Annotated in this window: 22 protein-coding genes; 2 read left to right on the forward strand and 20 right to left on the reverse strand. The window is 42.1% G+C overall.

The genetic code is table 11. The features are described from left to right. Window positions 1-31 precede the first annotated feature (31 nt). From ABKJ27_RS06070 to ABKJ27_RS06120, 11 genes are all read right to left on the reverse strand, one after another. The gene (locus ABKJ27_RS06070; RefSeq protein ID WP_410011522.1) at window positions 32-1327 is read right to left on the reverse strand and encodes an LCP family protein; all 1296 of its coding nucleotides are present in this window, start codon (window positions 1325-1327) and stop codon (window positions 32-34) included. Next, the gene (pheA, locus tag ABKJ27_RS06075; RefSeq protein WP_237446970.1) at window positions 1324-2172 is read right to left on the reverse strand and encodes a prephenate dehydratase; all 849 of its coding nucleotides are present in this window, start codon (window positions 2170-2172) and stop codon (window positions 1324-1326) included. Before pheA ends, ABKJ27_RS06070 begins: the two co-directional genes overlap by 4 nt. Continuing rightward, window positions 2169-2645 carry a shikimate kinase gene (locus ABKJ27_RS06080; RefSeq protein ID WP_237446971.1) on the reverse strand — a complete coding sequence of 159 codons (477 nt, stop codon included), beginning with the start codon at window positions 2643-2645 and terminating at the stop codon, window positions 2169-2171. The genes pheA and ABKJ27_RS06080 overlap by 4 nt, the downstream gene beginning before the upstream one ends. Beyond that, complete coding sequence (gene aroA, locus ABKJ27_RS06085; protein ID WP_410011523.1) at window positions 2638-3921, reverse strand: 3-phosphoshikimate 1-carboxyvinyltransferase; 1284 nt, start codon at window positions 3919-3921, stop codon at window positions 2638-2640. The genes ABKJ27_RS06080 and aroA overlap by 8 nt, the downstream gene beginning before the upstream one ends. Window positions 3922-4012: 91 nt before the next feature. Then, window positions 4013-4351: a YlbF/YmcA family competence regulator gene (locus ABKJ27_RS06090; RefSeq protein WP_261047227.1), complete on the reverse strand. Its 339-nt coding sequence runs from the start codon at window positions 4349-4351 to the stop codon at window positions 4013-4015. Between the two features lie 10 nt (window positions 4352-4361). After that, complete coding sequence (locus ABKJ27_RS06095; protein ID WP_410011524.1) at window positions 4362-5465, reverse strand: prephenate dehydrogenase; 1104 nt, start codon at window positions 5463-5465, stop codon at window positions 4362-4364. A 9-nt stretch (window positions 5466-5474) separates the two neighbouring features. Continuing rightward, complete coding sequence (gene aroC / locus ABKJ27_RS06100; RefSeq protein WP_314498864.1) at window positions 5475-6641, reverse strand: chorismate synthase; 1167 nt, start codon at window positions 6639-6641, stop codon at window positions 5475-5477. Between the two features lie 9 nt (window positions 6642-6650). Next, entirely contained in the window at window positions 6651-7718 is a 1068-nt protein-coding gene (aroB, locus tag ABKJ27_RS06105) for a 3-dehydroquinate synthase (protein ID WP_410011525.1), read from the reverse strand. An 18-nt stretch (window positions 7719-7736) separates the two neighbouring features. Continuing rightward, entirely contained in the window at window positions 7737-8591 is an 855-nt protein-coding gene (locus ABKJ27_RS06110) for a shikimate dehydrogenase (protein WP_410011526.1), read from the reverse strand. After that, window positions 8581-9258 (reverse strand): type I 3-dehydroquinate dehydratase, encoded by a 678-nt coding sequence (aroD, locus tag ABKJ27_RS06115; protein WP_084925808.1) that lies wholly within the window; start codon window positions 9256-9258, stop codon window positions 8581-8583. Before aroD ends, ABKJ27_RS06110 begins: the two co-directional genes overlap by 11 nt. Further along, complete coding sequence (locus ABKJ27_RS06120; RefSeq protein ID WP_290115668.1) at window positions 9255-10418, reverse strand: class I SAM-dependent rRNA methyltransferase; 1164 nt, start codon at window positions 10416-10418, stop codon at window positions 9255-9257. Before ABKJ27_RS06120 ends, aroD begins: the two co-directional genes overlap by 4 nt. 149 nt (window positions 10419-10567) lie before the next feature. On the opposite strand from ABKJ27_RS06120, the gene ABKJ27_RS06125 reads away from it, so the two are divergent. Further along, a complete protein-coding gene (locus ABKJ27_RS06125; protein WP_410012140.1) occupies window positions 10568-12685 on the forward strand; it encodes an LTA synthase family protein in 2118 nt (705 codons plus the stop codon). 555 nt (window positions 12686-13240) lie between these two features. On the opposite strand, the gene ABKJ27_RS06130 is transcribed toward ABKJ27_RS06125, so the two are convergent. Both ABKJ27_RS06130 and ABKJ27_RS06135 read right to left on the reverse strand, forming a co-directional pair. Beyond that, on the reverse strand, window positions 13241-14875 hold the full coding sequence (locus tag ABKJ27_RS06130; RefSeq protein ID WP_410011527.1) for a hypothetical protein: 1635 nt from the start codon (window positions 14873-14875) through the stop codon (window positions 13241-13243). After that, entirely contained in the window at window positions 14856-15605 is a 750-nt protein-coding gene (locus ABKJ27_RS06135) for an ABC transporter ATP-binding protein (protein ID WP_410011528.1), read from the reverse strand. The genes ABKJ27_RS06130 and ABKJ27_RS06135 overlap by 20 nt, the downstream gene beginning before the upstream one ends. 177 nt (window positions 15606-15782) lie before the next feature. Here ABKJ27_RS06135 and ABKJ27_RS06140 point away from each other — a divergent pair, with 177 nt between their 5' ends. Further along, window positions 15783-17237: an alpha-amylase gene (locus ABKJ27_RS06140; protein WP_410011529.1), complete on the forward strand. Its 1455-nt coding sequence runs from the start codon at window positions 15783-15785 to the stop codon at window positions 17235-17237. A gap of 242 nt (window positions 17238-17479) precedes the next feature. Here ABKJ27_RS06140 and alaS read toward each other — a convergent pair whose 3' ends face one another. From alaS to ABKJ27_RS06175, 7 genes are all read right to left on the reverse strand, one after another. Then, a complete protein-coding gene (gene alaS, locus ABKJ27_RS06145; protein WP_261028925.1) occupies window positions 17480-20098 on the reverse strand; it encodes an alanine--tRNA ligase in 2619 nt (872 codons plus the stop codon). A 21-nt stretch (window positions 20099-20119) separates the two neighbouring features. Next, window positions 20120-20605, reverse strand: coding sequence for an LURP-one-related/scramblase family protein (locus ABKJ27_RS06150; RefSeq protein ID WP_261028926.1), 486 nt, complete (start codon window positions 20603-20605; stop codon window positions 20120-20122). A 273-nt stretch (window positions 20606-20878) separates the two neighbouring features. Beyond that, window positions 20879-21121 carry a hypothetical protein gene (locus ABKJ27_RS06155; protein WP_125443005.1) on the reverse strand — a complete coding sequence of 81 codons (243 nt, stop codon included), beginning with the start codon at window positions 21119-21121 and terminating at the stop codon, window positions 20879-20881. A gap of 160 nt (window positions 21122-21281) precedes the next feature. After that, complete coding sequence (locus tag ABKJ27_RS06160) at window positions 21282-22352, reverse strand: ABC transporter substrate-binding protein (protein ID WP_261080995.1); 1071 nt, start codon at window positions 22350-22352, stop codon at window positions 21282-21284. Continuing rightward, window positions 22349-23122 (reverse strand): ABC transporter permease, encoded by a 774-nt coding sequence (locus ABKJ27_RS06165; RefSeq protein WP_000712740.1) that lies wholly within the window; start codon window positions 23120-23122, stop codon window positions 22349-22351. The genes ABKJ27_RS06160 and ABKJ27_RS06165 overlap by 4 nt, the downstream gene beginning before the upstream one ends. Beyond that, on the reverse strand, window positions 23119-23925 hold the full coding sequence (locus ABKJ27_RS06170; protein WP_237446982.1) for an ABC transporter permease: 807 nt from the start codon (window positions 23923-23925) through the stop codon (window positions 23119-23121). The genes ABKJ27_RS06165 and ABKJ27_RS06170 overlap by 4 nt, the downstream gene beginning before the upstream one ends. Further along, complete coding sequence (locus ABKJ27_RS06175) at window positions 23906-25063, reverse strand: ABC transporter ATP-binding protein (protein ID WP_410011530.1); 1158 nt, start codon at window positions 25061-25063, stop codon at window positions 23906-23908. The genes ABKJ27_RS06170 and ABKJ27_RS06175 overlap by 20 nt, the downstream gene beginning before the upstream one ends. Window positions 25064-25211: the final 148 nt, after the last annotated feature.

Genomic DNA, 25211 nt, shown 5'->3' on the forward strand with positions numbered 1-25211 from the left:
TAAATAGCCTTCAAACTTTGATTTTTCTATCTTATCTCATTCCCATTTGAGATAGCTTGGTTTGATATTTATTTTGGTCTACTAAGAGTGCCTGTCCTCCATAAACATCATAGGCATCGACCCAATCACCTAGTTCTGGAACTGTTAATCTCTCAATACCATTTTGCGCTCCATCTAGGAAGGATAAACCATTGGTCAATAAGAAACTATAAGGAACATTCGTAGAGATCATCCCAAAGACCTTACCAAGTGCTTCTGATCCAGTAAAGAGTTTGGTTGGATCCTTGAGTTGCTGTAGAACAGCTGTCAAAACTTGCTGTTGTCTCTTGGTACGACCATAATCACCTTCGTCATCATCACGAAAACGTGCATAATTGAGCAAGGTTGAACCGTTCATCTGCTGTTTCCCAACTTTGATAGTCTGGGTTGGTGACTCTGTTTCCGTAGCATGCAAGTCATCTCCCACCGTAGCTTCGGTTAAAGGTAGGCCTTCCAAAGTTGAGAATTTGGCATCAATCGTCACACCATCAGGAAATAGAGTGTCAATAGCGGTTGCGAAGGCCTGGAAATCAACCAAGGCATAATACTTAATATCCAAGTCAAAATTGTCTTTTAGGACTTTCCGGACCATTTCTGCACCTTTTTGTCCTTCCTGTTCACCTAGTTCATAGGCCACATTCAACTTATTATCTGACTGCTTTCTACCATTAATGACTTGGCTGTAACCATCTATATAAACCAAATTGTCACGCATGAAGCTGACCAGCTTAATTTTCTTATCTGAGCCACCAACATTTAGTACCATAATCGAGTCCGTTCTCGTCTCAGCACTATTTTGGCCAATCCGTCCATCCGTCCCCATAATCAAAATATTGACCCCATCCTTGGTATCTTGACCATGAAAAACTTCTACTTGAGCTGCCTTAGCATTGGCAGGTTTGGTTGGATCCGCATTTGAATAGCCTTTTAGGAACATAAAAATCATGCCAAAACCGACACAGGCTAGAAGGGCAAGCAATCCTGCAAAAATGCGCCCCCAACGAATCTTACGTTTTTTGGACTTAACCTTTGGAAGAGAATTGATTTTCTGGTATCTCTCAGAACGACTACGGCTATTATAAGAAGGAATCGAAGTATTAGCACTTGTCTTTCTATAATCCTCTGCCAATTCCTGACTTTCTGAGGGAGTATCACTACTTTCCCTATTTAATTTGTCTTGCAAGTAAGCAAACTCTTTTTTCTCTCGCTCATTGAGATAATGAATATTCTTAAAGAGATAGTCATAGCGCAACTGCTCGTGATGGCTTAAGGGATTTTCTTTACTCATCTTCTCTCCTTTCCATGGTCTGATATTGGATAAATAGGATAGGCACCCAGTACTTTATACTGGATTCCAATCGCTTCTAATTCTTTTTGGGCAAAGTGGACCAAGTCCTTATCAGCATAGTCCACATCGATAATGAAAAAGTATTCACCCAGTGCTGTCTTGAGGGGACGACTTTCAATTTTTGTCAGGTCAATTCCCCGCCAAGCAAAGGTCGACAGGGCCTTATAAAGTGCACCGGGAAGGTTGTCAGGTAAGGTCAATGCCAAAGTCATTTTCTCAGTTTGTGCTTGTAAGGGAATGGCTGCACCTTCAGCTCCCAAAACCCAGAAACGTGTGAAATTGGCTTCCATTTCCTGAATATCCTCGGCAATCAGTTCCAAGCCATATTCTTCGGCAGAACTTCTTGGTGCAATGGCTGCAAAGGGCTGGTCTGGATGTTCGGAAATAAAACGGGCCGCATAAGCTGTACTAGCTGTTACCTCGATTTGAGCCTCTGGATATTGTTCATCGATGAATTTCTTTCCTTGAGCTAAGGCCTGTGGATGAGAAAAAATCTTTTCAATCTTAGTATGGCCTGGAACCACCATCAACTGCTGATGAATAGGCTGAACGATTTCTGCTACTGCTTGGATGCGAGCCTGATGAAAAAGATAGTCCAAAGTTTCATGAACACTACCCTCGATAGAATTTTCAACTGGCACCACAGAATAGTCCACCAAGCCTTGCTCATAGGCCTTGATGACATCCGTAATATTGGCGAAAGCCTGCAATTCCTCCTGAGGAAAAGCTGTCTGCACAACGTGGTGTGAAAATGATCCCTTGGGACCTAGATAAGCAATTTTCATCTCAGTTCCTCTATAATTTCCTCTGGGCTTAACTCGGTCACATCCAAAACCCGACTAGCCACTTCCTCATACCAAGCCTGTCTTTCTTGAAAAATAGCTGCAAGTTCTTCCTTGCTATTATTTAGAAAAAGCGGACGCTGATTGTCCTTATCAGCTGCGATACGTTGATAAAGCGTTTCAAAATCAGCTTTCAGGTAGATGTTATCAAAATTTGTCTTGAGTAAGTCACGATTTCGCTTAGAAATGACCACGCCCCCACCAGTTGACACAACTTGGTCCGTTTTTAGTAACTCAGCTAGGACTTCAGACTCTATCTGACGAAAGGCTGATTCTCCCTTTTCAGCGAAAAATTCCGCAATGGACATACCTAAGCGTTTCTCAATCAGAGCATCCATATCAAGGTAATTAGGGTCCAATCCTCTAGCAATTGTGGATTTACCAGCCCCCATAAATCCTAGTAATACCTTAGCCATGAATCAAGCTCTCCAAATCATCAAAGAAGCTAGGATAGCTGGTATTGATGGCTTCAGCACGGTCAAGCTCCACTTCTCCATCTGCAACCAAGAGAGCTGCGATAGCTGTCATCATGCCGATACGGTGGTCTCCAAAAGTATTGACTCTTGCACCGTGAAGGGCTGATTTTCCTTTGATAATCATTCCATCTGCTGTAGGAGTAATATTCGCACCCATGCTATTTAAAGCGTCTGCCACAACCTGAATGCGGTCTGTTTCCTTGACCTTGAGTTCCTCAGCATCCTTAATAACTGTTACACCTTGAGCTTGGGTCGCAAGTAGAGCGATAACTGGCAATTCATCAATCAAGCGTGGAATCAAAGCGCCACCAATCTCTGTTCCTTTCAAGTCAGAAGACTCGACAATCAAGGTAGCAGATTTAGAGACTGGGTCAATTTCAGTTACTTCTAGTTTTCCACCCATGGCACGAATGACATCAATGATACCGGTACGCGTTTCGTTGATACCCACATTCTGCAGCACTAGACGAGAGTTTGGAATAATCAAACCGGCGACCAACCAAAAGGCTGCACTGGAAATATCTCCTGGAACAACCACCTTTTGTCCAGTCAGTTTTTGTGGTCCTTGGACTGTGATTTTCTTGCCATCCACACTTAAATGACCACCAAATTGTAGCAACATATCTTCAGTATGGTTACGGGTACACTCTTTTTCGATAATAACAGACTCCCCCTGAGCCTGCAAGGCTGCAAACATCAAGGCTGATTTGACTTGGGCAGAGGCAATTGGCAACTCATAATGAATAGGTGCTAGGTTTTTTGTCCCTTTTAATTGAAGAGGAGGCAGGTCTCGCTCAGTTTGTCCTGAAATACTGACACCCATTTTTTTCAATGGAATAGTCACACGGTCCATAGGACGTTTGGAAAGACTGTCATCTCCAAACATTTCTACTTCAAAGTCTGCACCAGCAAGGACACCTGAAATCAGGCGAATCGAGGTTCCAGAATTTCCCATATCAAGGGCATTTTGCGGAGCTTTTAAACCATCCATACCTACACCTTGAATAGTAATAACCCCATCTTTATCCTCAATCTCAACACCAAGATCACGAAAGACTTGAATAGTTGAGAGCACGTCCTCGCCACGAAGAATATCATAAACCTTGGTCTCACCCTCAGCCAAACTTCCAAATATAATAGAACGGTGGCTGATAGACTTGTCACCTGGAACTCGGATACTGCCATGTAAGTGGCTAATGTTTGTTTTTAGTTTCATACTGGACCTCATACTTGCAATACTTTTACCTATTTTATCATAAAAAGCCAGAAATTCCTTAAAAATTTCTGACTTTATGATAGTTATTTTCTTATTTTAGCAATTCTGAAACTGGTTCGAAAACAATTTTTTCAATGTCAGAAAGGTAAATTGCCAATTGTTGTTGCTTGGTAAAGAATTCTGACAAGAGGCTATTTCCTTGAATCTGTTTACCAAAGCCTTCCATTTTTGCTTGGAATGAAGCATCTGGCATTTGACCTGTCTGGGCTAGTCTTTGAATTTCATCTTGGAAGGCAACATATTCTGTAAAGATTTTGCTTGCCTCAGCATCTGCTGAAATAGCATCTTTAGCTGCTTTGACAGCCTTGTATTCTGGTAATGCGCGTAGACCGCGACTGAGTTCATTTGCACTATCGTAAATATTTGACATGATTTTCTCCTTATTTAATGACGACTGTATAGTCGGTGTTTTCTGTTATAAGATGCACGGCTCGTTCTAAATCTTGAGCATTTTTAAATGAAATTTGTAAGATCCCGTGAATATCCTCACGGTTTTCCTCGTTGATATGAATATTGACCAAGGAAGTTCCTCGTAGCAATTCCAAAATCCTCAAGATGACATCTTCTTCATCGGGAACATCGACATAAAGGTCATAAGAGCTGTCCACGCCACCACGCTTATGGATTTCCATAGCCTGACGTTGCTCACGCGCTTGATTGAAAAAATTCCAGATTTGCTCCTCATCTCCCTTGCTGATGGCCTGACCAACCTCATCCAAACGCTCTTTGAAATCCGCAATTCGATCCAGAATAGTTTCACGATTGGACAAGAGAATGGAGGTCCACATACCCGGCTCGCTTTCCGCAATTCGGGTCATATCTCGAAAACCACCTGCCGCAAAGCGCCTTGCCATCTCATGTTCTTGAGCATAGACTGCTGTTTGCTCCATGAGACCTGATGCCAAGATATGAGGAAAATGGCTAATCTGAGAAGTCACCCGATCATGCTCCTTAGCATCAATCTCGATAAAACGAGCATGAAGACCTGAAAGCAAGTTCTTCATTTCCTCAAGCGTATCATGACTTGTCAAGCTAGAAGGCGTGAAGATATAATAGGCATTTTCAAAGAGATTGACATCAGCAGAAGCAGCCCCTGTCTTGTGACTACCAGCCATAGGATGGGCCCCGATAAAGCGAACAGGTTTGCCAGCCAAATATTGCTCCGCTGCATCCACAATGGCTGACTTGGTCGAACCGGCATCTGAAATAATGACGCCTTCTTTCAAGTCCAAGTCGGCCAACTCCTTAATGAAAGCAATAGTTTGCTTGATTGGCAAGCTTAGAATGATGATATCTGCCAGAGGAGCAAAACCGGCAAAATCATCTGTTGCACGGTCAATCATGCCTTCTTTCAAGGCGATATCTCTCGAAGCTTGACTGCGATTATAGCCTAAAATTTCATAATCTGGATGATCGCGTTTGATACCAAGTGCCATAGAGGCACCAATCAGACCAAGACCTGCGATATAGACTGTTTTTGCCATAGGAACTCCTTAATAGTTCTTTGTATAGTCTCGGTGTTGGGCTACCGCTTCTTTTAATTCCTCTAGATTGTCTGATGAGAATTTTTCGAGGATTTCTTGTGCCAGAACCGTTGCCACAACGGCTTCCATAACTACACCTGCAGCTGGAAGAGCGGTCGGATCACTTCTTTCGACTGTTGCCTTGTAGGGTTCGTGGGTTTCGATATCCACACTCATAAGAGGCTTATAAAGAGTAGGAATAGGTTTCATGACGCCTCGAACAACGATGGGTTGCCCATTGGTCATACCACCTTCAAAGCCGCCCAGATTGTTGGTACTGCGAGTATAACCGTCTTCTTTAGACCAGAGAATTTCATCCATGACTTGGCTGCCTTTACGATAACCAGCTTCAAAGCCAAGACCAAATTCTACCCCTTTAAAGGCATTGATAGAGACAACTGCCTGGGCCAATCGCGCATCCAATTTTCTGTCCCATTGAACATAGGAACCAAGACCAACTGGAACACCTCCAACGACTGTCTCGACAACTCCACCAATGGTATCACCGTCACGTTTGATTTGGTCAATATAATCCTTGATTTCCTGTTCCCGTTCTTGGTTGACAATAGAAACTTCAGACTGGGCAGCTCTTTCCTTAATCTCAGCCACTGTTAGATTTTCAGGAACATCGATTTCCTTGCCACCAAAGACCACGACATGGTTGGCAATTTCCATATCCAGCTCAGCCAAGAGGCGTTTGGCTACAGCTCCAACGGCCACCCGCATGGTGGTTTCACGGGCAGATGAACGCTCCAAAGAATTTCGCAAATCATCAAAACGATACTTAATTCCACCTACCAAGTCGGCGTGACCTGGACGAGGATGGGTGATTTTTCGTTTGCTTTTAAGGCGGTCTTCAATGTCCTCCGCAGACATGATATCCAACCATTTTTGGTGATCCTTATTGATGACATCCATGGTAATGGGAGCCCCTGTCGTCTTCCCGTGACGAACGCCCGAAGTAAAGACAACCTGGTCACTCTCAATCTTCATACGGCCACCACGACCGTAGCCACCCTGACGGCGTTTAAGGTCTCCATTAATATCCTCTGCTTTCAAAGGAAGTCCAGCTGGAATTCCTTCAACGATAGCCGTCAAACGAGGACCGTGTGATTCTCCTGCAGTTAAATATCTCATACGTTCTCCTTATTTTACCAAGTAGTCTTTCATCTCTTCCAGAGAAACTGGGTGAATGGTCGCTGAACCAAGCTCTGGCACCAAGACCAATTTCAAGGTGTTGCCACGCGCCTTCTTGTCATGAGTCAAAGCCTGATAAAGCTTGTCAACATCCCATTTTTCATAGTCAACAGGCAAACCAAATTTCTGGCACATCTCTTTGATGGACTGGGTTATTCCTTCTGGCATGAGTCCTTTTCCCTCAGCAACCTTGGAAATCTGTACCATACCCATAGCCACAGCCTCACCATGCATGACCTTGCCATAACCAGCAGTCGCTTCAATAGCATGACCAATGGTGTGACCAAAATTGAGGTAAAGGCGAACACCATTATCCAACTCATCCTCAACCACCATCTTGCGCTTCACCTGACAAGAATGTTCAATCAAAGTCTCTGCATGTTCCAGAATGCTCTCTACAGAACCATCTAGCTCCGTTAAGAGAGCCCACAGTTCTGGATCCTCAATCAAGCCATACTTGATAACCTCACCCATCCCTTCAATCAACTCTCTTTTCCCGAGTGTTTCAAGGACAAGCGGGTCAATCAGAACCCCATCTGGTTGGGCAAAGGTACCCACCATATTCTTAGCAAAAGGAGTATTGACCCCCGTCTTTCCACCGATAGAAGAATCAACCTGGGCAGTCAAACTAGTCGGAATCTGAACAAAGTGAATGCCTCGCATATAGGTAGAGGCTATGAAACCAGCCAGGTCCCCAACGACACCACCACCTAGAGCCACGATTCCATCGCTACGAGTCAAACCTTGCTTGACTAGAAATTCATAGACTTTCTGAACAGTGGTTAAATTCTTTCTTTCTTCCCCTTCTAAAAAATCAAAAACGGCTACCTGAAAACCAGCATCTTCGAGGCTGAGTTTGACCTTCTCCGCATAGAGAGAGGCTACATGATTGTCTGTTACGATAACCACTTTTTGTGGTTGCCAAAGTTCTCGCAACCATTGACCAGCCTGAGCCAGACAGCCTTTTTCAATTTGAATATCATAAGAATGATGAGGAATATCGATTCTGATTTTCATAGGAGAATCTCCCTTTCTTTATTGGTATTTTTCTGTTAAAGACTGCCAAATCTCTTCTGTTGGCATTTCCTTTCCTGTCCACAGTTGAAAAGCTTCTGCAGCTTGATAGAGCAACATTCCCAGACCATTGACCGCTGGATTACCCTGACTTCTAGCCCATTTCAAAAATGGTGTTTCAAAGGGTTGGTAAATGATATCTGCTACTAAGAGAGTTTCTGGTAAGACTATGCTTTCAGGAACTGGAGATGATTGACCATCCATGCCCACACTGGTGGCATTGACCAGTAAATCCGACTCAGCAATCCTTGCTTGCAGTTCAGAAACATCTTCTAAAGCATACAAGTCCACCTTAAAGCCTGTCTGCTCCTGTAACTTGTCTAGGTAAGGTCTTGTTTTTTCCCTTGAAATCGAACGAACAAAAACCGAAATCTGGCTAACGCCATCCAAAATAGCTTGTGCCAGAATGGACTTGGCCGCACCACCAGCACCCAGCAGAGTCATCTTTTTACCTGTAATTGTAAAAGAAGGCAAGCTCTTAAAAAATCCCTTGCCATCTGTATTATATCCAATTAAATTGCCATTCTCATTGACAACCGTATTGACCGCACCAATCAAGCGCGCTTCGTCACTCAATTCATCCAAATAAGAAATCACCTGCTCCTTATAGGGCATGGACAAGTTGATGCCAAACATCTGGTAGCGACGAATATTGGCCACTGTTTCTGCCAAGTCACCCGCTTCAATCTCCCAAGCCACGTAAGCACCATTGGTAGCTGTCGCCTCAAAGGCGCTATTGTGAATAAATGGGGAAATAGAATGCTTAATAGGATTGGCAACAACGGCAGCTAAACGTGTATAGCCATCAAGCTTCATCCAAAATCTCCCGAATTTTTTTCATATTAGCTAGGGAAATCTGACCTGGGGCACTTGCCTCATCTAGACTAGCAAAGGACCAGCTAGAACCAGTCACATCTGCAGTGATACGAGAGACCTTGCCCACCTTACCCATAGAAATAGTTACATATTCCTGCTCAGGATTGAGGGTTTTAAAGCCTCGTGTATAGTTCATCAGGTCTAAGACATCCTGCTCCGTGTGAGCCATCACTGCAATCTTGACAAGTTTTGGATTTAGGCTCGTCAACTCTGACAAGATTTCCATCATATTTTCAGGTGTTTCTTGGAAATTATGGTAACTCAAAACGAGATTTGGGAAGTCCAGCATTTCCTCAAAAACATCCTTGTAGCTATAGTACTCAAAATCAATATAATCTGGCTGATAGAGTTGCGCCACTTCCTTGATGAGATGGATATATTCTTCTGGAGAAAGGTCGATTTCTCCCCCTTCAGAGCGAGTTCGCAATGTGAAAACCAACTCACGACCTGCGAATTTTTCAAAAATCGCTGGAGCCACCTGCAAAATCGCTTCCTTAGGCAGATAGTCGGCACGCCATTCAATGATGTCGGCATCCAGGTACCTCGTGGCATCCAGAGCCTGGGCCTCCTCTAAACTTCTTGGCATTACTGAAACAATTAATTTCATTTACTAACCTTCATACTAATCACCTTGAGGTAATTACTACTTTCATCTTTTTTATTATAGGCAAAATCTGCTGGAAGACCGTATTTATTTAAAATCTGGTAACTTCTTCCTGCAAAGCCTTTATCAATTTGTTCTGTAAATTTCTGGCGGGATACATTGGCAGCATTGGTACTGGCAATAATAATACCGCCCGGATTTAAAATCTCAAGACTTTGGGATATCAACTTATGATAATTCTTAGCCACAGAAAATGTTTGTTTTTTGTTCCGAGCAAAGCTAGGCGGATCTAGGACAATCAAATCATAGGTCAAGCCTTTTCGCTTGGCATACTTGAAATACTCAAAAACATCCATAACTATAAAACGATGGTAGTCTGTGCTGATTCCATTAGCCTGAAAATGCGCTTGAGACAATTCTCGTGAACGTTTAGCTAGGTCAACCGAAGTAGTCTGGCTTGCTCCTCCCATGGCCGCAGCCACTGAAAAGGCTGCTGTGTAGGAAAACATATTGAGCAAGGATTTACCCATAGCCAATCCATCCACTAAACTACCGCGAACTTCATGCTGGTCTAGGAAAATCCCTGTCATCAAGCCATCGTTCATAAAGACTTGATACAGAACACCATTTTCCAAAACAGTGAAAAAGTCAGGTGCTTCTTGACCATAAACATGGGCAGATTCATAGTCCAAACCCTTAAAACGGATCTTCTCATATGCTCCTAACACCTCAGGAAAAACCTGTCTAAAAGCTTCTGAGATAACCTTGCGAATCTGATAAACATAAGAGTTATACCAAGAAAAGGCAGCATAGTCGCCATAAAGGTCCACTGTCAGACCGCCAAAGCCATCTCCCTCTTGGTTAAAGAGACGAAAGGCAGTAGTCAAATCATCTTGATAGTAGGCACTTCTCTTTTCTTTAGCTTGTCTAAACAGCGTTTCAAAGAAAGCTTGATTAAAGGTCACCTTGTCTGTGCTGACAAACCAGCCCAAGCCCTTGTTTTGCTGAGAAAGGTAGGCAGTCCCAAGAAAGTTTCCATCTTGACTATGAACTTCTACTTCCTGATCCTTGAGATTGATATTCTCAAGGTCGCTGGCTTCTAGTAAAACTAGCCCTTTAGCGAGCTTCTTTTCAACCCTTTTGCTGACTCTTATTCTATTCATAGTCCCTATTATAGCAAATTTTGTGACAATTCTCAAAAAAGAAACTACCCTTGCTTTTTTACTCTAGTTTTAAAAAATGGTATACTAATACTAATAAAAACTTAGGAAGTAATTGTGTGAGAATCAATTTTAACAAAATCCAAAAAGCCATGGGTACCAGACTGGGTTTTGTCCTAACCCTTTTAATCCTCTATTGGCTCAAAACCTTATTAGCCTATACCGTTGACTTTAATTTAGATATTCAATTGGGCAAGCTGCAAGGAAATTATCTTGCCTTTATCGCCTTTTTCAACCCCCTTCCTTTGGGACTCCTCCTGCTGGCTCTAGCCCTCTATGCTCGGTCAACCAAGGTCTTTTACAGTCTTAGTATAGCTATTTACAGCCTTTTGTTCATTTGGCTCTATTCTAATATTTTTTACTATCGAGAATTTAGTGATTTTATCACGGCCAATACCATGAAAGTGGTCAGCAAGGTATCTGTTGGTACTGCGGAACTAGAGTTACTGCGCTTTTGGGATTTCATCTATTTTATGGATTTCCCATTGCTGGCTTTCCTTTTCTATAAAAAATTCATCCAGTTGGATAGGAGACCTTTCAAATTCCGCTCCAGTGTTGCTATCACAGCTCTCTCAGCCCTGCTCTTTTCTGCTAATCTTTTCTTGGCTGAAATCGAACGTCCCGATCTCCTATCGCGAGGATTTTCTAATTATTATGTTGTCCGTGCCCTTAGTTTGCCAGCCTTTTTAGGTTATAGTGCCAACCAATCCTATAGCGCCAACAAAGAACGTGCTAAGGCCTCTGAGACCGACCTTCAACCTATCACAGACTATATTCAAGAACATTCTGCTAAGCCCAATCCAGACTATTTTGGCCTTGCCAAAGGGAAAAATGTGATTTATCTCCACTTGGAGAGTTTTCAGCAGTTCCTACTTGACTATAAACTCAACATAGATGGAACTGATCATGAAGTCACTCCCTTCCTTAATTCCCTCTACCATTCGCAATCAACCCTAGCCTTTTCGAATATCTTTAACCAAGTCAAGGCTGGTAAGACCTCAGATGCGGAAACCATGCTGGAGACCGGCTTGTTTGGACTTGACCAAGGTTCCTTTATGGTCAACTATGGAGGTACCAATACCCAGCAGGCAGCTCCTTTTATCCTATCAAAAAACGGCTATCAATCAAGTGCAGTCTTTCACGGTAATATCGGGACCTTTTGGAATCGAAATACAACCTACAAACAGTGGGGCTACCAATACTTCTTTGATGCTTCCTATTTTACCAAGCAAGACAGTAGCAATTCTTTTCAATATGGTTTAAATGATAAAATCATGATGAAAGATTCCATCCAATATCTGGAGCACTTGCAGCAGCCTTTTTATGCTAAGTATATCACGGTATCCAATCACTATCCCTATGCTAGCAATCTGACAGGCGATGAGCTTGGTTTCCCACTGGCTAAAACCAAAGATGAAACCATCAATGGCTACTTCCAAACAGCAAACTATCTGGATAGTGCTATCAAGGCCTTCTTTGACTATCTCAAAGAAAGTGGCCTCTATGAAAAATCCATCATCGTCATCTACGGAGACCATTATGGAATTTCTAACTCCCGCAATCCTGACCTGGCTCCCTTGATTGGTAAGACTTCTGAGAACTGGTCTAATTACGACAATGCCATGTTGCAACGAGTGCCTTTTATGGTGGTCATGCCTGGCTATGAAAAAGGACAAATCATCAATACCTACGGTGGACAAATCGATATCTTACCGACTCTCGAACACCTCCTTGGTATTGAGTCCAATTCCTTCCTTCAAGTCGGCCAAGACCTTCTGTCTCCAGATCATCAAGAAATCGTTGCCTTTCGAACTGCCAATTCCTTCGTCACACCTAAATACACCAGTTATGACGGACGAACCTACTATACTGAGAGCGGTCTTGAAATCAGTAATCTTGATGAACAAGCTCAGACTGAACTAGAAATCGTTCGGCAGGCAGCCAGCCAACAGCTGAAAATCAGCGACCAGATTCAAACTGGCGATTTGATACGTTTCTACCAAGCAGATCATCTTGGAAAAGTTGATACAGAAAGTATTTCTTACCTCAATTCTTTACCAATTCTTCAAAAGATTGAGCAGGAAAAAGGTAGTCAATCAACCAGTCTCTTTAGCCAACGACAAGGTAAGACCAGTACTGACCTTTTCAAGGCACCAAGTTACCAAGAACTCCATCCAGAGTCGGCAGAAACCGAATCAAAATCACAATAAAAAATGCTCTTCCGTCTTGGAGGAGCATTTCTTTTTATCAAATAAAATTCAACGAAAATCAAAGAGGAAACTGGCCTCAGGTTAACTGCGAGATTGTAGGTAGAGAGGTTGTATCAGCAATATATGTCTGTCAAATTTAGTGACGAAGATAGTAGAAGAAATATGAGGATATAAATCAGCTTCAGCAGGTATCTGGAAAGTTTGATTTTATAGAAAAGCCTTTTGTTACAAACTCAATATACTATCAATAAATAATATTATAGAAGCAACAATAATTATAATTTCACCTATCTGCATAATCCTATTTCGAACTCTAAATATATTTTCTATCAAAAATACTTGGATCACACACATTAAAGGAATTAAAGTTTTTGAAATTGAAAAATATCCAAATAAATAAACTATAAACAACAAAAATAGAACTATGTTATATTTCTTATTCAAAACATTCCTCCCTATTTTTTTGATTACCAATCTTAATCATTTACAACTACATTCTAACAAACTATAAAAACGTTTGTCGAATTGAATTTATCAAGCAAGCGATCAACTAGCTCATCTTTTTTCTACTTCTGCTAATATGCGTGACAGGTAGTAATGATAGCTAAATATAGCAAGACCAAGTAAGAGGATAAGAGCTCCTACTCCCAAGCTGATGGCAAGGATAGTAGATAGAGACCGAACCAAGAATATGCTCACAAGGGCTGAAATCGACAAGATACCACAATAAATTAAGAGTAAAACAATTTTGACTATACCATTTGAACGATTCACTAGGTCAGTAATACTACTCCAATTGGTTGACAGATTCTTCACATCCTTAAAATAATGGTGACAAGAAAGGATGACACTGGCAAGGGTCCAGACTACAAGAAGGTAAATCATCGAAAGGATGGGCAAGCCTAGATATAGAGAAAAACCAAGTAAAGTCAGAATTGGTAAAAAGGACTGGACAGCAAATATAATCCAAAATTTCACTTTCACATAACGAGCAAAGTCAAAGGGTAAACTCTTCAGAAAATCAAAATTTTCCCTCTCTAAAGACAAGGCAATTGAATGCAGGCTGGTGATATTGTTATTGACAACTGCTATAAAGAGAGCTATAAAAAACAAGGGTAACCAGTATGGAGGATGAATGTCTGGAACTATCTGAGAATCTCGGATTTTGGAAATCAGACCAATCATCATGAGATAAGGAAGGAAAGCACTTGTAAAAAGCACTGTAACCACGCCGGTTCCCTGTCCCAAGAGAGAGAGGTTGTAGCGCAAAACCATGCGGAAAAATCCCTTTTTAGTAGTTGAAATTCTCTCCTTGCTGCGACGTTCTTTCTTGACCTTCTCCTCACTGTTAAGCAGAATCACGTCATAAAAACGAGGAAAAACCTTCTTTTTACTCAAGTAAAGCAAGAAGAGAGTTAGTCCTATCCAAGCGAGCAGACCCAGGATGGCTTCTGTCGAAAAAGGCTCCACTGCTATTTTGTAAAAGAGATGAATAGGGTAAAGGAGAAATGGAATGTCTCTAACTTTGTCAACAATACGTCCAGAAGTCGACTGTAGAAAGAAGACAAATATTAAAGGTATGAGAACCCCTATCCCAATCATCACATTCGCAAAAATAGACTGATACTTTCTAAAAAGCGCAGTTTGAGCCAAGAAATGCACTGCCACTATCATCACTAAAGCCAAAGAGACAAATAATAAGGCCAAGGACAGCAGCATCAAAGGCAAACCCAGCCAAAAAGAAGGGGCTAGCCTAATGTAGAGGACTAGAAAATAAGCTAGGATTGGTATAATTCCAGCTAGAGCTGGCAAGAGGACAGACAGACCTTTGGCAATTATAATCTCTGATTCTTTAAAAGCATAGGGCCTATACGATGCCAAGTCCTTACTCTCATAAAAGACATTGTAAAAAGCTGTTAAAGAAGTTGAAAAGACAAGCAGCAGTAAAAAAGAAATCATTCCACTAAAATAAATGGGGTTTTCCTCAAAAGGAAAATGAATGGCTATATTACTAAAAGCGATGAGCACCAAGAGACTAGAAAAAATGTAAGAACTTAGGACTCTAGCGGAAACATTTACTTTTTTCCCAGGATTCTTAGCCTGCTTCTTTCGTAGGTTAGCCAGATTAGCTTCTTGAGATGAATAGAGGATATTGATATCCACTAATTTTTTAATGACCTTGAGACGCATCTGAAATCTCCTCTTTTCTACCAGCAAGGCTAAGGTAGATACTTTCTAAAGACTGGTCTGGATGGTCTTTTCTCAAGTCCTCTACGCTACCACAATAAATCAAATGCCCCTTTTTCAAAATGGCAATCCGATCACAGACTTGCTCTGCCACCTCTAGGACATGAGTTGAAAACAAGACCGTCTTGCCTTTTTGCGCATGCTCCTTCATCATTTGCTTCAAATCAAAGGCAGCCTGGGGATCCAAACCTGTCAAGGGTTCGTCCAAGACCCAAATATCGGGATCGGACAAGAGTGCTCCGATGACAAAGACTTTCTGACGCATTCCGTGAGAAAGGGTTTCAATAACCTGATAGCGGTTTTCAGCAAAATCAAAAACACTCAATAGCCTAGCTAGACTAGACTCCAAATCAGAGCTAGTCAGATCATAGGATGAAGCAATCAATTCCCAAAATTCATTGGCCGTTAAGCGCAAGAATAAGTCAGGCGAGTCTGCTACGTAGCCAATCTTTCGTTTAATAGCCAAGCGATTTTCCGATAACTCCTGACCGTCTACCAAAATACGACCACTGCTGGGCGAAATGATACTGACTAGAGACTTTATGGTGGTCGATTTTCCAGCACCATTATGGCCAATCAGACCCATAATCTCTCCATTTTCAATCTGCAAATTGAGATTGCTCAAGGCCTCTTTATCACCATACAACTTACTAACATTTTGAAATTCAATCATGGTTTGACTCCTAGCTTTATCTATGTATTTTACTATTATGATAGCACTTTCATTTTAAAAATCAACATTTTATATAAAATAGTCAAAAACTTATTATTCAGTTTTACGCAAACGATTGAGCTAACCGATACTTTATGATAGAATAAAGAACAAGATTGACAAGTAAGAGGAAACATCATGCAAAATCAAACACTCATGCAATACTTTGAATGGTATCTGCCCCACGACGGTCAGCACTGGACGCGTCTAGCTGAAGATGCTCCACACCTAGCTGATCTCGGTATCAGCCACGTCTGGATGCCACCAGCTTTCAAGGCTACCAATGAAAAAGATGTCGGCTATGGGGTCTATGACTTATTCGACCTAGGCGAGTTTAATCAAAAAGGAACTGTCCGCACCAAGTATGGTTTTAAAGAAGACTATCTTCAAGCCATTCAAGCCCTAAAAGCGCAGGGAATTCAACCTATGGCAGATGTGGTGCTCAATCACAAGGCTGCTGCTGATCACATGGAAGCCTTTCAGGTTATTGAAGTGGATCCTGTAGACCGTACAGTTGAACTTGGTGAACCCTTCACCATCAATGGCTGGACTAGCTTTACCTTCGATGGTCGCCAAGATACCTACAATGACTTCCACTGGCACTGGTACCACTTCACCGGTACAGACTATGATGCCAAACGCCGAAAGTCTGGGATTTATCTGATTCAAGGAGACAACAAGGGTTGGGCAAATGAGGAATTGGTCGATAACGAAAATGGTAACTACGACTACCTCATGTATGCCGACCTAGACTTTAAACATCCTGAAGTCATCCAAAATATCTATGACTGGGCTGACTGGTTCATGGAAACGACTGGTGTAGCTGGTTTCCGCTTGGATGCCGTTAAACACATTGACTCTTTCTTCATGAGCAATTTTATCCGTGATATGAAGGAAAAATACGGTGAGGATTTCTATGTTTTTGGTGAATTCTGGAATCCTGACAAAGAAGCCAATCTGGACTATCTTGAAAAAACGGAAGAACGCTTTGACCTAGTCGATGTTCGTCTCCACCAGAATCTCTTTGATGCTAGCCGAGCTGGTTCTAACTACGACCTTCGTGGCATTTTCACGGATAGCTTGGTTGAACTCAAGCCCGACAAGGCTGTAACCTTTGTCGACAACCATGATACTCAAAGAGGACAAGCCCTTGAGTCAACTGTTGAAGAATGGTTCAAACCAGCAGCCTATGCCCTCATTCTGTTACGCCAAAATGGACTGCCATGTGTCTTTTACGGAGACTACTATGGTATTTCAGGGCAGTATGCTCAACAAGATTTCAAAGAAGTCCTTGACCTCCTCCTAGCCATCCGAAAAGATTTGGCCTATGGAGAACAAACAGACTACTTTGATGACGCAAACTGTATCGGTTGGGTACGTTCAGGTGCTGAAAATCAATCCCCAATAGCAGTCTTGATTTCAAATGACCAAGAAAACAGCAAATCAATGTTTGTCGGCCAAGAATGGGCTAACCAAACCTTTGTAGATTTACTCGAAAACCACCAAGGTCAAGTTACAATTGATGAGGAAGGTTATGGACAATTTCCAGTCTCAGCTGCTTCGGTAAGTGTCTGGGCAGCTAATACTATTTAATAGCTCATAATATTCAAGCCAGATCCAAACGGATTTGGCTTTTTTGCATTCACAAAAAGACCTATCCAAATGGATAGATCTTTTTACTCAATGAAAATCAAAGAGCAAACTAGGAAGCTAGTCGCAGGTTGCTAAAAACACAGTTTTGAGGTTGTAGATAAGACTGACGAAGTCAGTTACCTATACCTACGGCAAGGCGAAGCTGACATTGTTTGAAGAGATTTTCGAAGAGTATTACTTGATTACAATTTACCTGCTACTGCATCCAACAATTCTTGGATCTTAGCTTGGTTGCTTCCTCCTGCCATGGCCATGTCTGGTTTACCACCACCACGTCCATCGACGATTGGTGCCAATTCTTTGACAAGGTTTCCTGCATGAAGGTCTTTTGTCTTACTTGCTACAAGGACATTGACCTTGTCACCGATAGCAGCAACTAGGACAAGAAGATCAGAGTAGTCTTTTTGTTTCCAGTTATCCGCAAAAGTACGAAGGGCACCAGCGTCAGATACAGATACTTGACTAGCAATGTAACGGTGACCGTTGACTTCCTTCACATCCTTGAAGATGTCGCCTGCAGCTGCAGCTGCGGCTTTTTCTTTCAACTCAGCATTTTCCTTTTGAAGTTGACGAAGTTGTTCTTGAAGTCCTTCTACCTTGTGAGGCACTTCCTTGACTTGAGGTGCTTTCAAGGTTGCTGCGACAGCTTTAAGAGCGTCTTCTTGTTCACGATAAGCTTCAAAGGCTTCCTTACCAGTCACTGCCAAGATACGGCGAGTTCCTGATCCGATCCCTTCTTCTTTGACAATCTTGAAGAGACCAATCTCAGAAGTGTTACCAACGTGGGTACCACCACAAAGCTCGATAGAGTAGTCGCCGATAGTCACAACACGGACTTCTTTGCCGTATTTCTCACCAAAGAGGGCCATGGCTCCCATTTCTTTAGCAGTGTCAATATCCGTTTCAACTGTCTTCACTTCAAGAGCTTCCCAGATTTTCTCGTTGACTTGCTGTTCAATTGCACGCAATTCTTCAGCAGTTACAGCTTGGAAGTGAGTAAAGTCAAAGCGAAGGAATTCAACTTCGTTAAGAGATCCTGCTTGTGTTGCGTGGTTTCCAAGGATATTGTGAAGGGCAGCGTGAAGTAAGTGAGTCGCAGTGTGGTTTTTCATAACACGGTGACGACGATTTGTATCAATTGCCAAGGTATATTCTTGATTCAAGGCAAGCGGTGCAAGGACTTCAACTGTGTGAAGAGCTTGTCCGTTTGGAGCTTTTTGAACATTTGTTACAGTAGCCACGACCTTACCTGACTCATCCAAGATTTGTCCGTGGTCAGCTACCTGTCCACCCATTTCAGCGTAGAATGGCGTTTCCGCAAAGATAAGTGAGGCAGTTCCTTCTGATACAGCTTCTACTTCTGCATTGTCAGCCACGATTGCCACCAATTTAGAAGACAATTGGCTAGCATTGTAGTTGAAGACACTTTCTACAGTGATGTTTTGAAGAGTTTCATTTTGCATACCCATTGAACCACCTTTGACAGCTGACGCACGCGCGCGTTCTTGCTGTTCTTTCATGGCTGCTTCAAAACCTTCACGGTCTACAGTCATACCAGCTTCTTCAGCGATTTCTTCTGTCAATTCAACTGGGAATCCATAAGTGTCATAGAGTTTGAAAACATCAGAACCCGCAATGACAGATTGACCTTTTTCTTTCAAGTCTGCTACGATGCCTTGGGCAAAGTGTTGACCTGAGTGAAGGGTACGGGCAAATGACTCTTCCTCGCTCTTAACGATTTTTTCGATAAAGTCACGTTTTTCAAGCACTTCTGGATAGTAGCTTTCCATGATTTTTCCAACAGTTGGAACCAATTTGTAAAGGAAAGGCTCGTTGATACCCAATTTTTGACCATGCATAGAAGCACGACGGAGAAGACGGCGAAGGACATAACCACGACCTTCATTTCCTGGAAGGGCACCATCACCGATGGCAAATGACAATGAACGGATGTGGTCTGCGATGACCTTGAAGCTCATGTTGTCACCATCTTGATCATAGACCTTACCAGACAATTTCTCCACTTCACGAATAATCGGCATGAAGAGGTCTGTTTCAAAGTTTGTCTTAGCCCCTTGGATAACTGCCACCAAACGCTCCAAACCTGCGCCTGTATCAATGTTCTTGTGTGGCAATTCCTTGTATTCGCTACGAGGAACAGCAGGGTCTGCATTAAATTGTGACAAAACGATGTTCCAGATTTCAATGTAACGGTCGTTTTCGATATCTTCTGCAAGCAGGCGAATACCGATATTTTCTGGGTCAAAAGCTTCTCCACGATCAAAGAAAATTTCTGTATCTGGTCCAGAAGGTCCAGCACCGATTTCCCAGAAGTTATCTTCGATTGGAATTAAGTGGCTTGGGTCCACTCCCACTTCAATCCAGCGGTTGTATGAATCTTTATCATCTGGATAGTAGGTCATGTAAAGTTTTTCCGCTGGGAAATCAAACCATTCTGGGCTTGTCAAAAGCTCATAAGCCCAAGTAATGGCCTCATCACGGAAGTAATCCCCGATAGAAAAGTTCCCCAACATTTCAAACATAGTATGGTGACGTGCAGTCTTCCCTACGTTTTCAATGTCGTTGGTACGGATAGCCTTTTGGGCATTGGTAATACGCGGATTTTCAGGAATGATGGTCCCGTCAAAGTATTTCTTAAGGGTTGCTACCCCAGAATTGATCCACAAAAGAGTTGGGTCATTTACAGGAACCAAACTTACTGATGGTTCTACAGAGTGACCTTTGGTCGCCCAGAAATCAAGCCACATTTGGCGTACTTGTGCACTAGATAGTTGTTTCATATTGTCTCCTTATTTACTTGTTTAATGTGATTGGCTTTCCAGCATTTCCACATAGTCAATCGCGACACAGAGGGAAATGACTAGGTCTGCATAAGAGTCCTCAAGAACCGTTACGGTATAGGTAGAGGTCAGATGGAAGAGTTCCTTCTTAATTTCTGCAATCATCTGATCACGATCATCCAGCAATTTGAAATTCAAATCCCAGATATTGCCCTCGATACGAAGACCCAGATTATCAAACTCATACTTATCTCGCCAGAAGGTCAACTTCTTACGAATGACAAAACTCGAGCCATCCCGAAGCTGAATCTCAAAACGAGGAAGCAAGGTCAAGATTTCTTTACTGATCTGACTGACCTGTTCACCATAGGCATCATAGATGGTAAAGGTTTTAGGAATCTTAAAAAACGATCCCTCCACCTGATAGGCGATTTCTCCCCTGTCATCCTTGATAGCGAAACGTTCGCCTCCAAGACGAAACTTTTGTTTGACAAGAAATGTTTTCATCAACACCGCCAAAAATCAAAAGACAAGCTCATATCACGAAGGGCGAAAAACCGCGGTACCACCTTCATTCAATGAACTTGTCATTCTCTTGTTCTTATGCAATTGTTAAATTGAGTAGCATGACTTTCTAGCTTAGATGGCTCGCAGCACCGCCATTTCTCTGGACTAAGATGATTGAAAATCAATTCTCAACTTTCTTATTATATCTTTTTTTTAAGTCTGCGTCAACTGGAAATCATTCCCATTTAAATAACCCATTACCTACATCTCAGATTACTTTTTCAGAATATATTTTTTCTTACTGCTATCACTCTTTTTATCCCAACTTTTATTCCAAAGTTTTGAATTGTTAAAGATAGCTACGAAAATATTTGCAAATATAAAGAACCCTATCACCAAATGTATGGAATCAGTTGTTAGGTATTGTCGATCCAAGCCATCCTTTAAATGGAATAGTATAATTGTTTCGTCAACAATCAAAAAGGTTGGCCAATAACTTTTTTTGAAAAAGTAGATATCTTCATTTTTTGTTACCGCTTTCTGTAAGGTTAAGATTAGTATACTACTAGGCTAAAAAATAAGCAACCAGAATAGAAAAATATACAGTTAAAAAATTGCCTTCTATTTTTTAAAAAACGAACCAGCTCTAACTGATTCGTTTTCTTACGTTCTACTCCTACTTCCGATACATTTTAAACTGTAGGAAGAGGTCGCTATATTTGCCTGTCCATTTATGGTCAAATTTCTCATAAACTTCTAGGTGTTTCATGGTTTCAGCATCTGGATAGAAGGCTTTATCTTCTTTTTTCTCCTCTGGGAGCAATTCCTTAGCTGGTAGGTTTGGTGTTGAATAACCGACATACTCTGCATTTTTGAGAGCATTTTCAGGTTTCAACATAAAATTGATAAAGTCATAGGCTGCATCTTGGTTTTTGACTGTTTTGGGAATGACCATATTGTCAAACCAAAGGTTGCTGGCTTCTGTCGGAACCACATAGCGTAGATTTTCATTTTTCTCCAGCATTTGGCTGGCTTCTCCAGAGAAGGTCACACCGATTGCAGCGTTATTCTGAATCATGTATCCCTTCATCTCGTCCGCCACAATAGCCTTGATATTTGGAGTCAACTTGTAGAGTTTGTCTACTGTCTCTTCCAACTGCTGGGTATCCTTGGAGTTGAGGCTGTAGCCTAGCGAATTGAGTCCTAGTCCCAGTACCTCACGTGCCCCATCAAAGAGCATGATAGAGTTCTTATACTCTGGCTTCCAGAGGTCATCCCAATGCTCAGGCGCCTCATCTACCATGGTTTCATTGTAGACAATTCCCAAGGTTCCCCAGAAGTAAGGAATGGAGAATTTATTGCCTGGGTCAAAGGACTGGTTGAGGAACTCTGGTCCGATATTTTCAAGACCTTCAAGTTTTGAATAGTCAAGCGGTACCAAGAGGTTTTCGTCCTTCATCTTGTTGATCATATATTCACTTGGGATAGCAATATCATAAGTCGTTCCACCCTGCTTGATCTTGGTATACATGGCTTCATTGGAGTCAAAAGTCTCGTACTGGACTTGGATTCCTGTTTCTTCTGTGAACTGAGTCAAGAGTTCAGGATCGATATAGTCACCCCAGTTGTAGATAACCAGTTTTTGACTATCTCGGCTATTGATTTTACTATCTAAATGCGTCGCAATTCCCCACAAGACCAGGATGATGGCTGCAATTCCTGCTAAAAATGAATAGAGTTTTTTCATGCTTGCTCCTCCTTCTCACGTGAGATAAAGTAATATCCAACAACCAGGATAATACTAAAGAGAAAGACAAGGGCAGAAAGGGCATTGATTTCTAGCGAAATTCCTTTACGAGCACGAGAATAAATCTCGACTGACAGAGTTGAAAAGCCATTTCCCGTTACGAAGAAGGTCACGGCAAAGTCATCTAGCGAATAGGTGAAGGCCATGAAATAACCTGCAATGATAGACGGAGTCAGGTAAGGAAGCATGATTTCCTTGAACATCTGAAACTGACTAGCACCTAGGTCATAGGCCGCATGAATCATGTCACCGTTCATTTCCTTAAGACGAGGCAAGACCATCAAGACCACGATAGGAATCGAAAAGGCCACATGACTAGAAAGAACTGTCAAAAAGCCAAGTGAAAATTTGAGTTGAGTAAAGAGAATCAAGAAGCTGGCACCAATCATAACATCAGGCGCAACCATAAGGATATTATTAAGTGAAAGAAAGGCTTCTTGGTATTTCTTACGAGACTGGTAAATGTAAATAGCTCCAAAAGTCCCGATAATCGTCGCTATCAAGGCTGACAGAAAGGCCAAGAAAAAGGTCTGGGTCACAATTAACATAAGGCGACCATCGCCAAACATGGTTTTAAAATGACTCAAACTAAAGCCTGTAAAGCTATTCATGTCGTTGCCTGCATTAAAGGCATAGCCAATCAAGTAAAAAATGGGCAGGTAGAGGACAAGAAAGACCAGTCCCAGATAAAGGTTGGCAAATTTTTTCATCGTTCTCTCCTTTCCTTGGTCACCCACATGGTGATGAACATGGTCAGGATGAGAATCACACCGATGGTTGAACCCATACCGTAGTTATCATTGGTTAGGAAGTTCTGCTCAATGGCTGTCCCAAGAGTGATAACGCGGTTCCCACCGATCAAACGGGTCAACATGAAGAGACTCAAACTTGGGATAAAGACTGATTGTACCCCACTTCGCACACCATTCATCGATAGAGGGAAGATGATATGGCGGAAGGTCTCCCACTTGGTCGCACCTAGGTCATAGCTGGCATTGATGAGGTTGTTATCCATATCATCCAAGACATTGAAAATCGGCAAAATCATAAAGGGAAGCTCGATGTAGCTTGCGACAAAAATAAAAGAGAAATCGGTAAAGAGCAACTGCTGCGAACCGATTCCGATAAATTCCAAGAATTGGTTAATAGAACCATTCTGACCAAAAATCCCAATAAAGGCATAGGCCTTAAGGAGCAAATTGATCCAGGTTGGCAGGATAATCAGCATGAGCCAGAGTTGACGGTGCTTGAGACGGGTCAAAAAGAGGGCTGTTGGATAGCTGATAAGCAGGGTTACAAAGGTCACAATTCCTGCATAAAGCACTGAGTTGAAACTCATTTTTAGGTAGGTCAAGTTTTGTGACGCAAAGTAAGATTTATAGTTTTCTAAACTGAATTGTCCTTCAATATTGAAAAAGGATTGACCGAAAATCAAGACCAAGGGTGCCAGGACAAAGAGGGTAATCCAAAGCATGTAGGGCACTACAAAGAGTTTAGAGCTTGTTTTCTTCATCTCTTTCCTCCTCGATTGCATTGATTAGACCTGCTTCTTGCTCTTCGATTTCTACGTACTCCTCAATACGAGCATCGAACTCTTCTTCAGTTTCGTTGAGACGCATGATATGGATGTCTTCCGGTTCAAAGTCCAGACCGATTTCCTCACCCACGATGGCCTTACGAGTCGAGTGGATCATCCATTCATTCCCAAGTTCGTCATAGGCGATAATTTCATAGTGAACCCCACGGAAGAGCTGGGTATCCACCTTAACTTGGAGCTTGCCTTCTTCAGGAAGAGTAATGCGCAAGTCCTCTGGACGAATAACAACCTCAACAGGTTCATTTGGCTTCATCCCACCATCGACCGCTTCAAAGCGTTTGCCGTTAAACTCAACTAAGTAGTCCTCAATCATGGTTCCTGGCAAGATATTTGACTCACCGATAAAGGTGGCAACAAAGTGGTTAATCGGCTCATCGTAGATATCTACTGGTGTTCCAGACTGGACAATCTCGCCATCATTCATGACAAAAATCCAGTCGCTCATAGCCAAAGCTTCTTCCTGATCGTGAGTAACGAAAACAAAGGTGATTCCCAATCGTTGTTGCAGTTCACGCAGTTCGTACTGCATGTCTGTTCTTAATTTCAAGTCCAACGCTGACAAAGGCTCGTCCAACAAAACCACACGGGGTTGGTTGATAATGGCACGGGCGATAGCCACACGCTGACGTTGTCCTCCAGAAAGTTTGCGGATGGAACGTTTTTCATAACCTTCCAACTGAACCATCTTGAGAACTTCCGCTACACGTTGCTCGATTTCTTTCTTATCAATCTTACGCAAACGGAGTGGAAAGGCAACATTTTCAAACACATTCATGTGTGGAAACAAGGCATAGGATTGGAAGACCGTATGGACGTCTCGCTTGTTGGTTGGGATGTCATTGATGCGGACACCGTCCAGCAAAATATCTCCTGTCGTCGCATCTAGTAACCCTGCAATGATGTTTAGGATGGTTGATTTTCCTGAACCAGATGCGCCTAGAAGGGTATAGAATTTCCCCTCTTCCAACTCAAAGTTGATGTCTTTGAGAACCTTGATGTTGCTGTCTTCAAAAACTTTAGAGACGTTTTTGAATTCAATAATTGGTTTTTTCAATTGTCATTTATTCCTTCTTTTTCATAGATTAACAGATCAGGGCTCTGTCAGGCCACTACTACCTCGTGTAGGAGATTGAACTGCCTACATTCTTCTACACTAACGATAGGCTTTCACCCCCTTTCCATGACATAGCAGCAGCTTTTTA

Source organism: Streptococcus sp. KHUD_011 (assembly GCF_046352925.1).
GTDB lineage: Bacteria > Bacillota > Bacilli > Lactobacillales > Streptococcaceae > Streptococcus.

Bases quoted from the DNA above. Each gene is read 5' to 3' on its own strand.
- ABKJ27_RS06160 (WP_261080995.1), bottom strand. From the start codon at position 22,352: ATGAAAAAACTCTATTCATTTTTAGCAGGAATTGCAGCCATCATCCTG.
- aroD (WP_084925808.1), bottom strand. From the start codon at position 9,258: ATGAAATTAATTGTTTCAGTAATGCCAAGAAGTTTAGAGGAGGCCCAG.
- ABKJ27_RS06080 (WP_237446971.1), bottom strand. From the start codon at position 2,645: ATGGCTAAGGTATTACTAGGATTTATGGGGGCTGGTAAATCCACAATT.
- ABKJ27_RS06170 (WP_237446982.1), bottom strand. From the start codon at position 23,925: ATGAAGAAAACAAGCTCTAAACTCTTTGTAGTGCCCTACATGCTTTGG.
- alaS (WP_261028925.1), bottom strand. From the start codon at position 20,098: ATGAAACAACTATCTAGTGCACAAGTACGCCAAATGTGGCTTGATTTC.
- aroA (WP_410011523.1), bottom strand. From the start codon at position 3,921: ATGAAACTAAAAACAAACATTAGCCACTTACATGGCAGTATCCGAGTT.
- ABKJ27_RS06090 (WP_261047227.1), bottom strand. From the start codon at position 4,351: ATGTCAAATATTTACGATAGTGCAAATGAACTCAGTCGCGGTCTACGC.
- ABKJ27_RS06135 (WP_410011528.1), bottom strand. From the start codon at position 15,605: ATGATTGAATTTCAAAATGTTAGTAAGTTGTATGGTGATAAAGAGGCC.
- ABKJ27_RS06125 (WP_410012140.1), top strand. From the start codon at position 10,568: ATGGGTACCAGACTGGGTTTTGTCCTAACCCTTTTAATCCTCTATTGG.
- ABKJ27_RS06130 (WP_410011527.1), bottom strand. From the start codon at position 14,875: ATGCGTCTCAAGGTCATTAAAAAATTAGTGGATATCAATATCCTCTAT.
- ABKJ27_RS06140 (WP_410011529.1), top strand. From the start codon at position 15,783: ATGCAAAATCAAACACTCATGCAATACTTTGAATGGTATCTGCCCCAC.
- aroC (WP_314498864.1), bottom strand. From the start codon at position 6,641: ATGAGATATTTAACTGCAGGAGAATCACACGGTCCTCGTTTGACGGCT.
- ABKJ27_RS06110 (WP_410011526.1), bottom strand. From the start codon at position 8,591: ATGAAGCTTGATGGCTATACACGTTTAGCTGCCGTTGTTGCCAATCCT.
- ABKJ27_RS06095 (WP_410011524.1), bottom strand. From the start codon at position 5,465: ATGGCAAAAACAGTCTATATCGCAGGTCTTGGTCTGATTGGTGCCTCT.
- ABKJ27_RS06165 (WP_000712740.1), bottom strand. From the start codon at position 23,122: ATGAAAAAATTTGCCAACCTTTATCTGGGACTGGTCTTTCTTGTCCTC.
- aroB (WP_410011525.1), bottom strand. From the start codon at position 7,718: ATGAAAATCAGAATCGATATTCCTCATCATTCTTATGATATTCAAATT.
- ABKJ27_RS06070 (WP_410011522.1), bottom strand. From the start codon at position 1,327: ATGAGTAAAGAAAATCCCTTAAGCCATCACGAGCAGTTGCGCTATGAC.
- ABKJ27_RS06150 (WP_261028926.1), bottom strand. From the start codon at position 20,605: ATGAAAACATTTCTTGTCAAACAAAAGTTTCGTCTTGGAGGCGAACGT.
- ABKJ27_RS06120 (WP_290115668.1), bottom strand. From the start codon at position 10,418: ATGAATAGAATAAGAGTCAGCAAAAGGGTTGAAAAGAAGCTCGCTAAA.
- pheA (WP_237446970.1), bottom strand. From the start codon at position 2,172: ATGAAAATTGCTTATCTAGGTCCCAAGGGATCATTTTCACACCACGTT.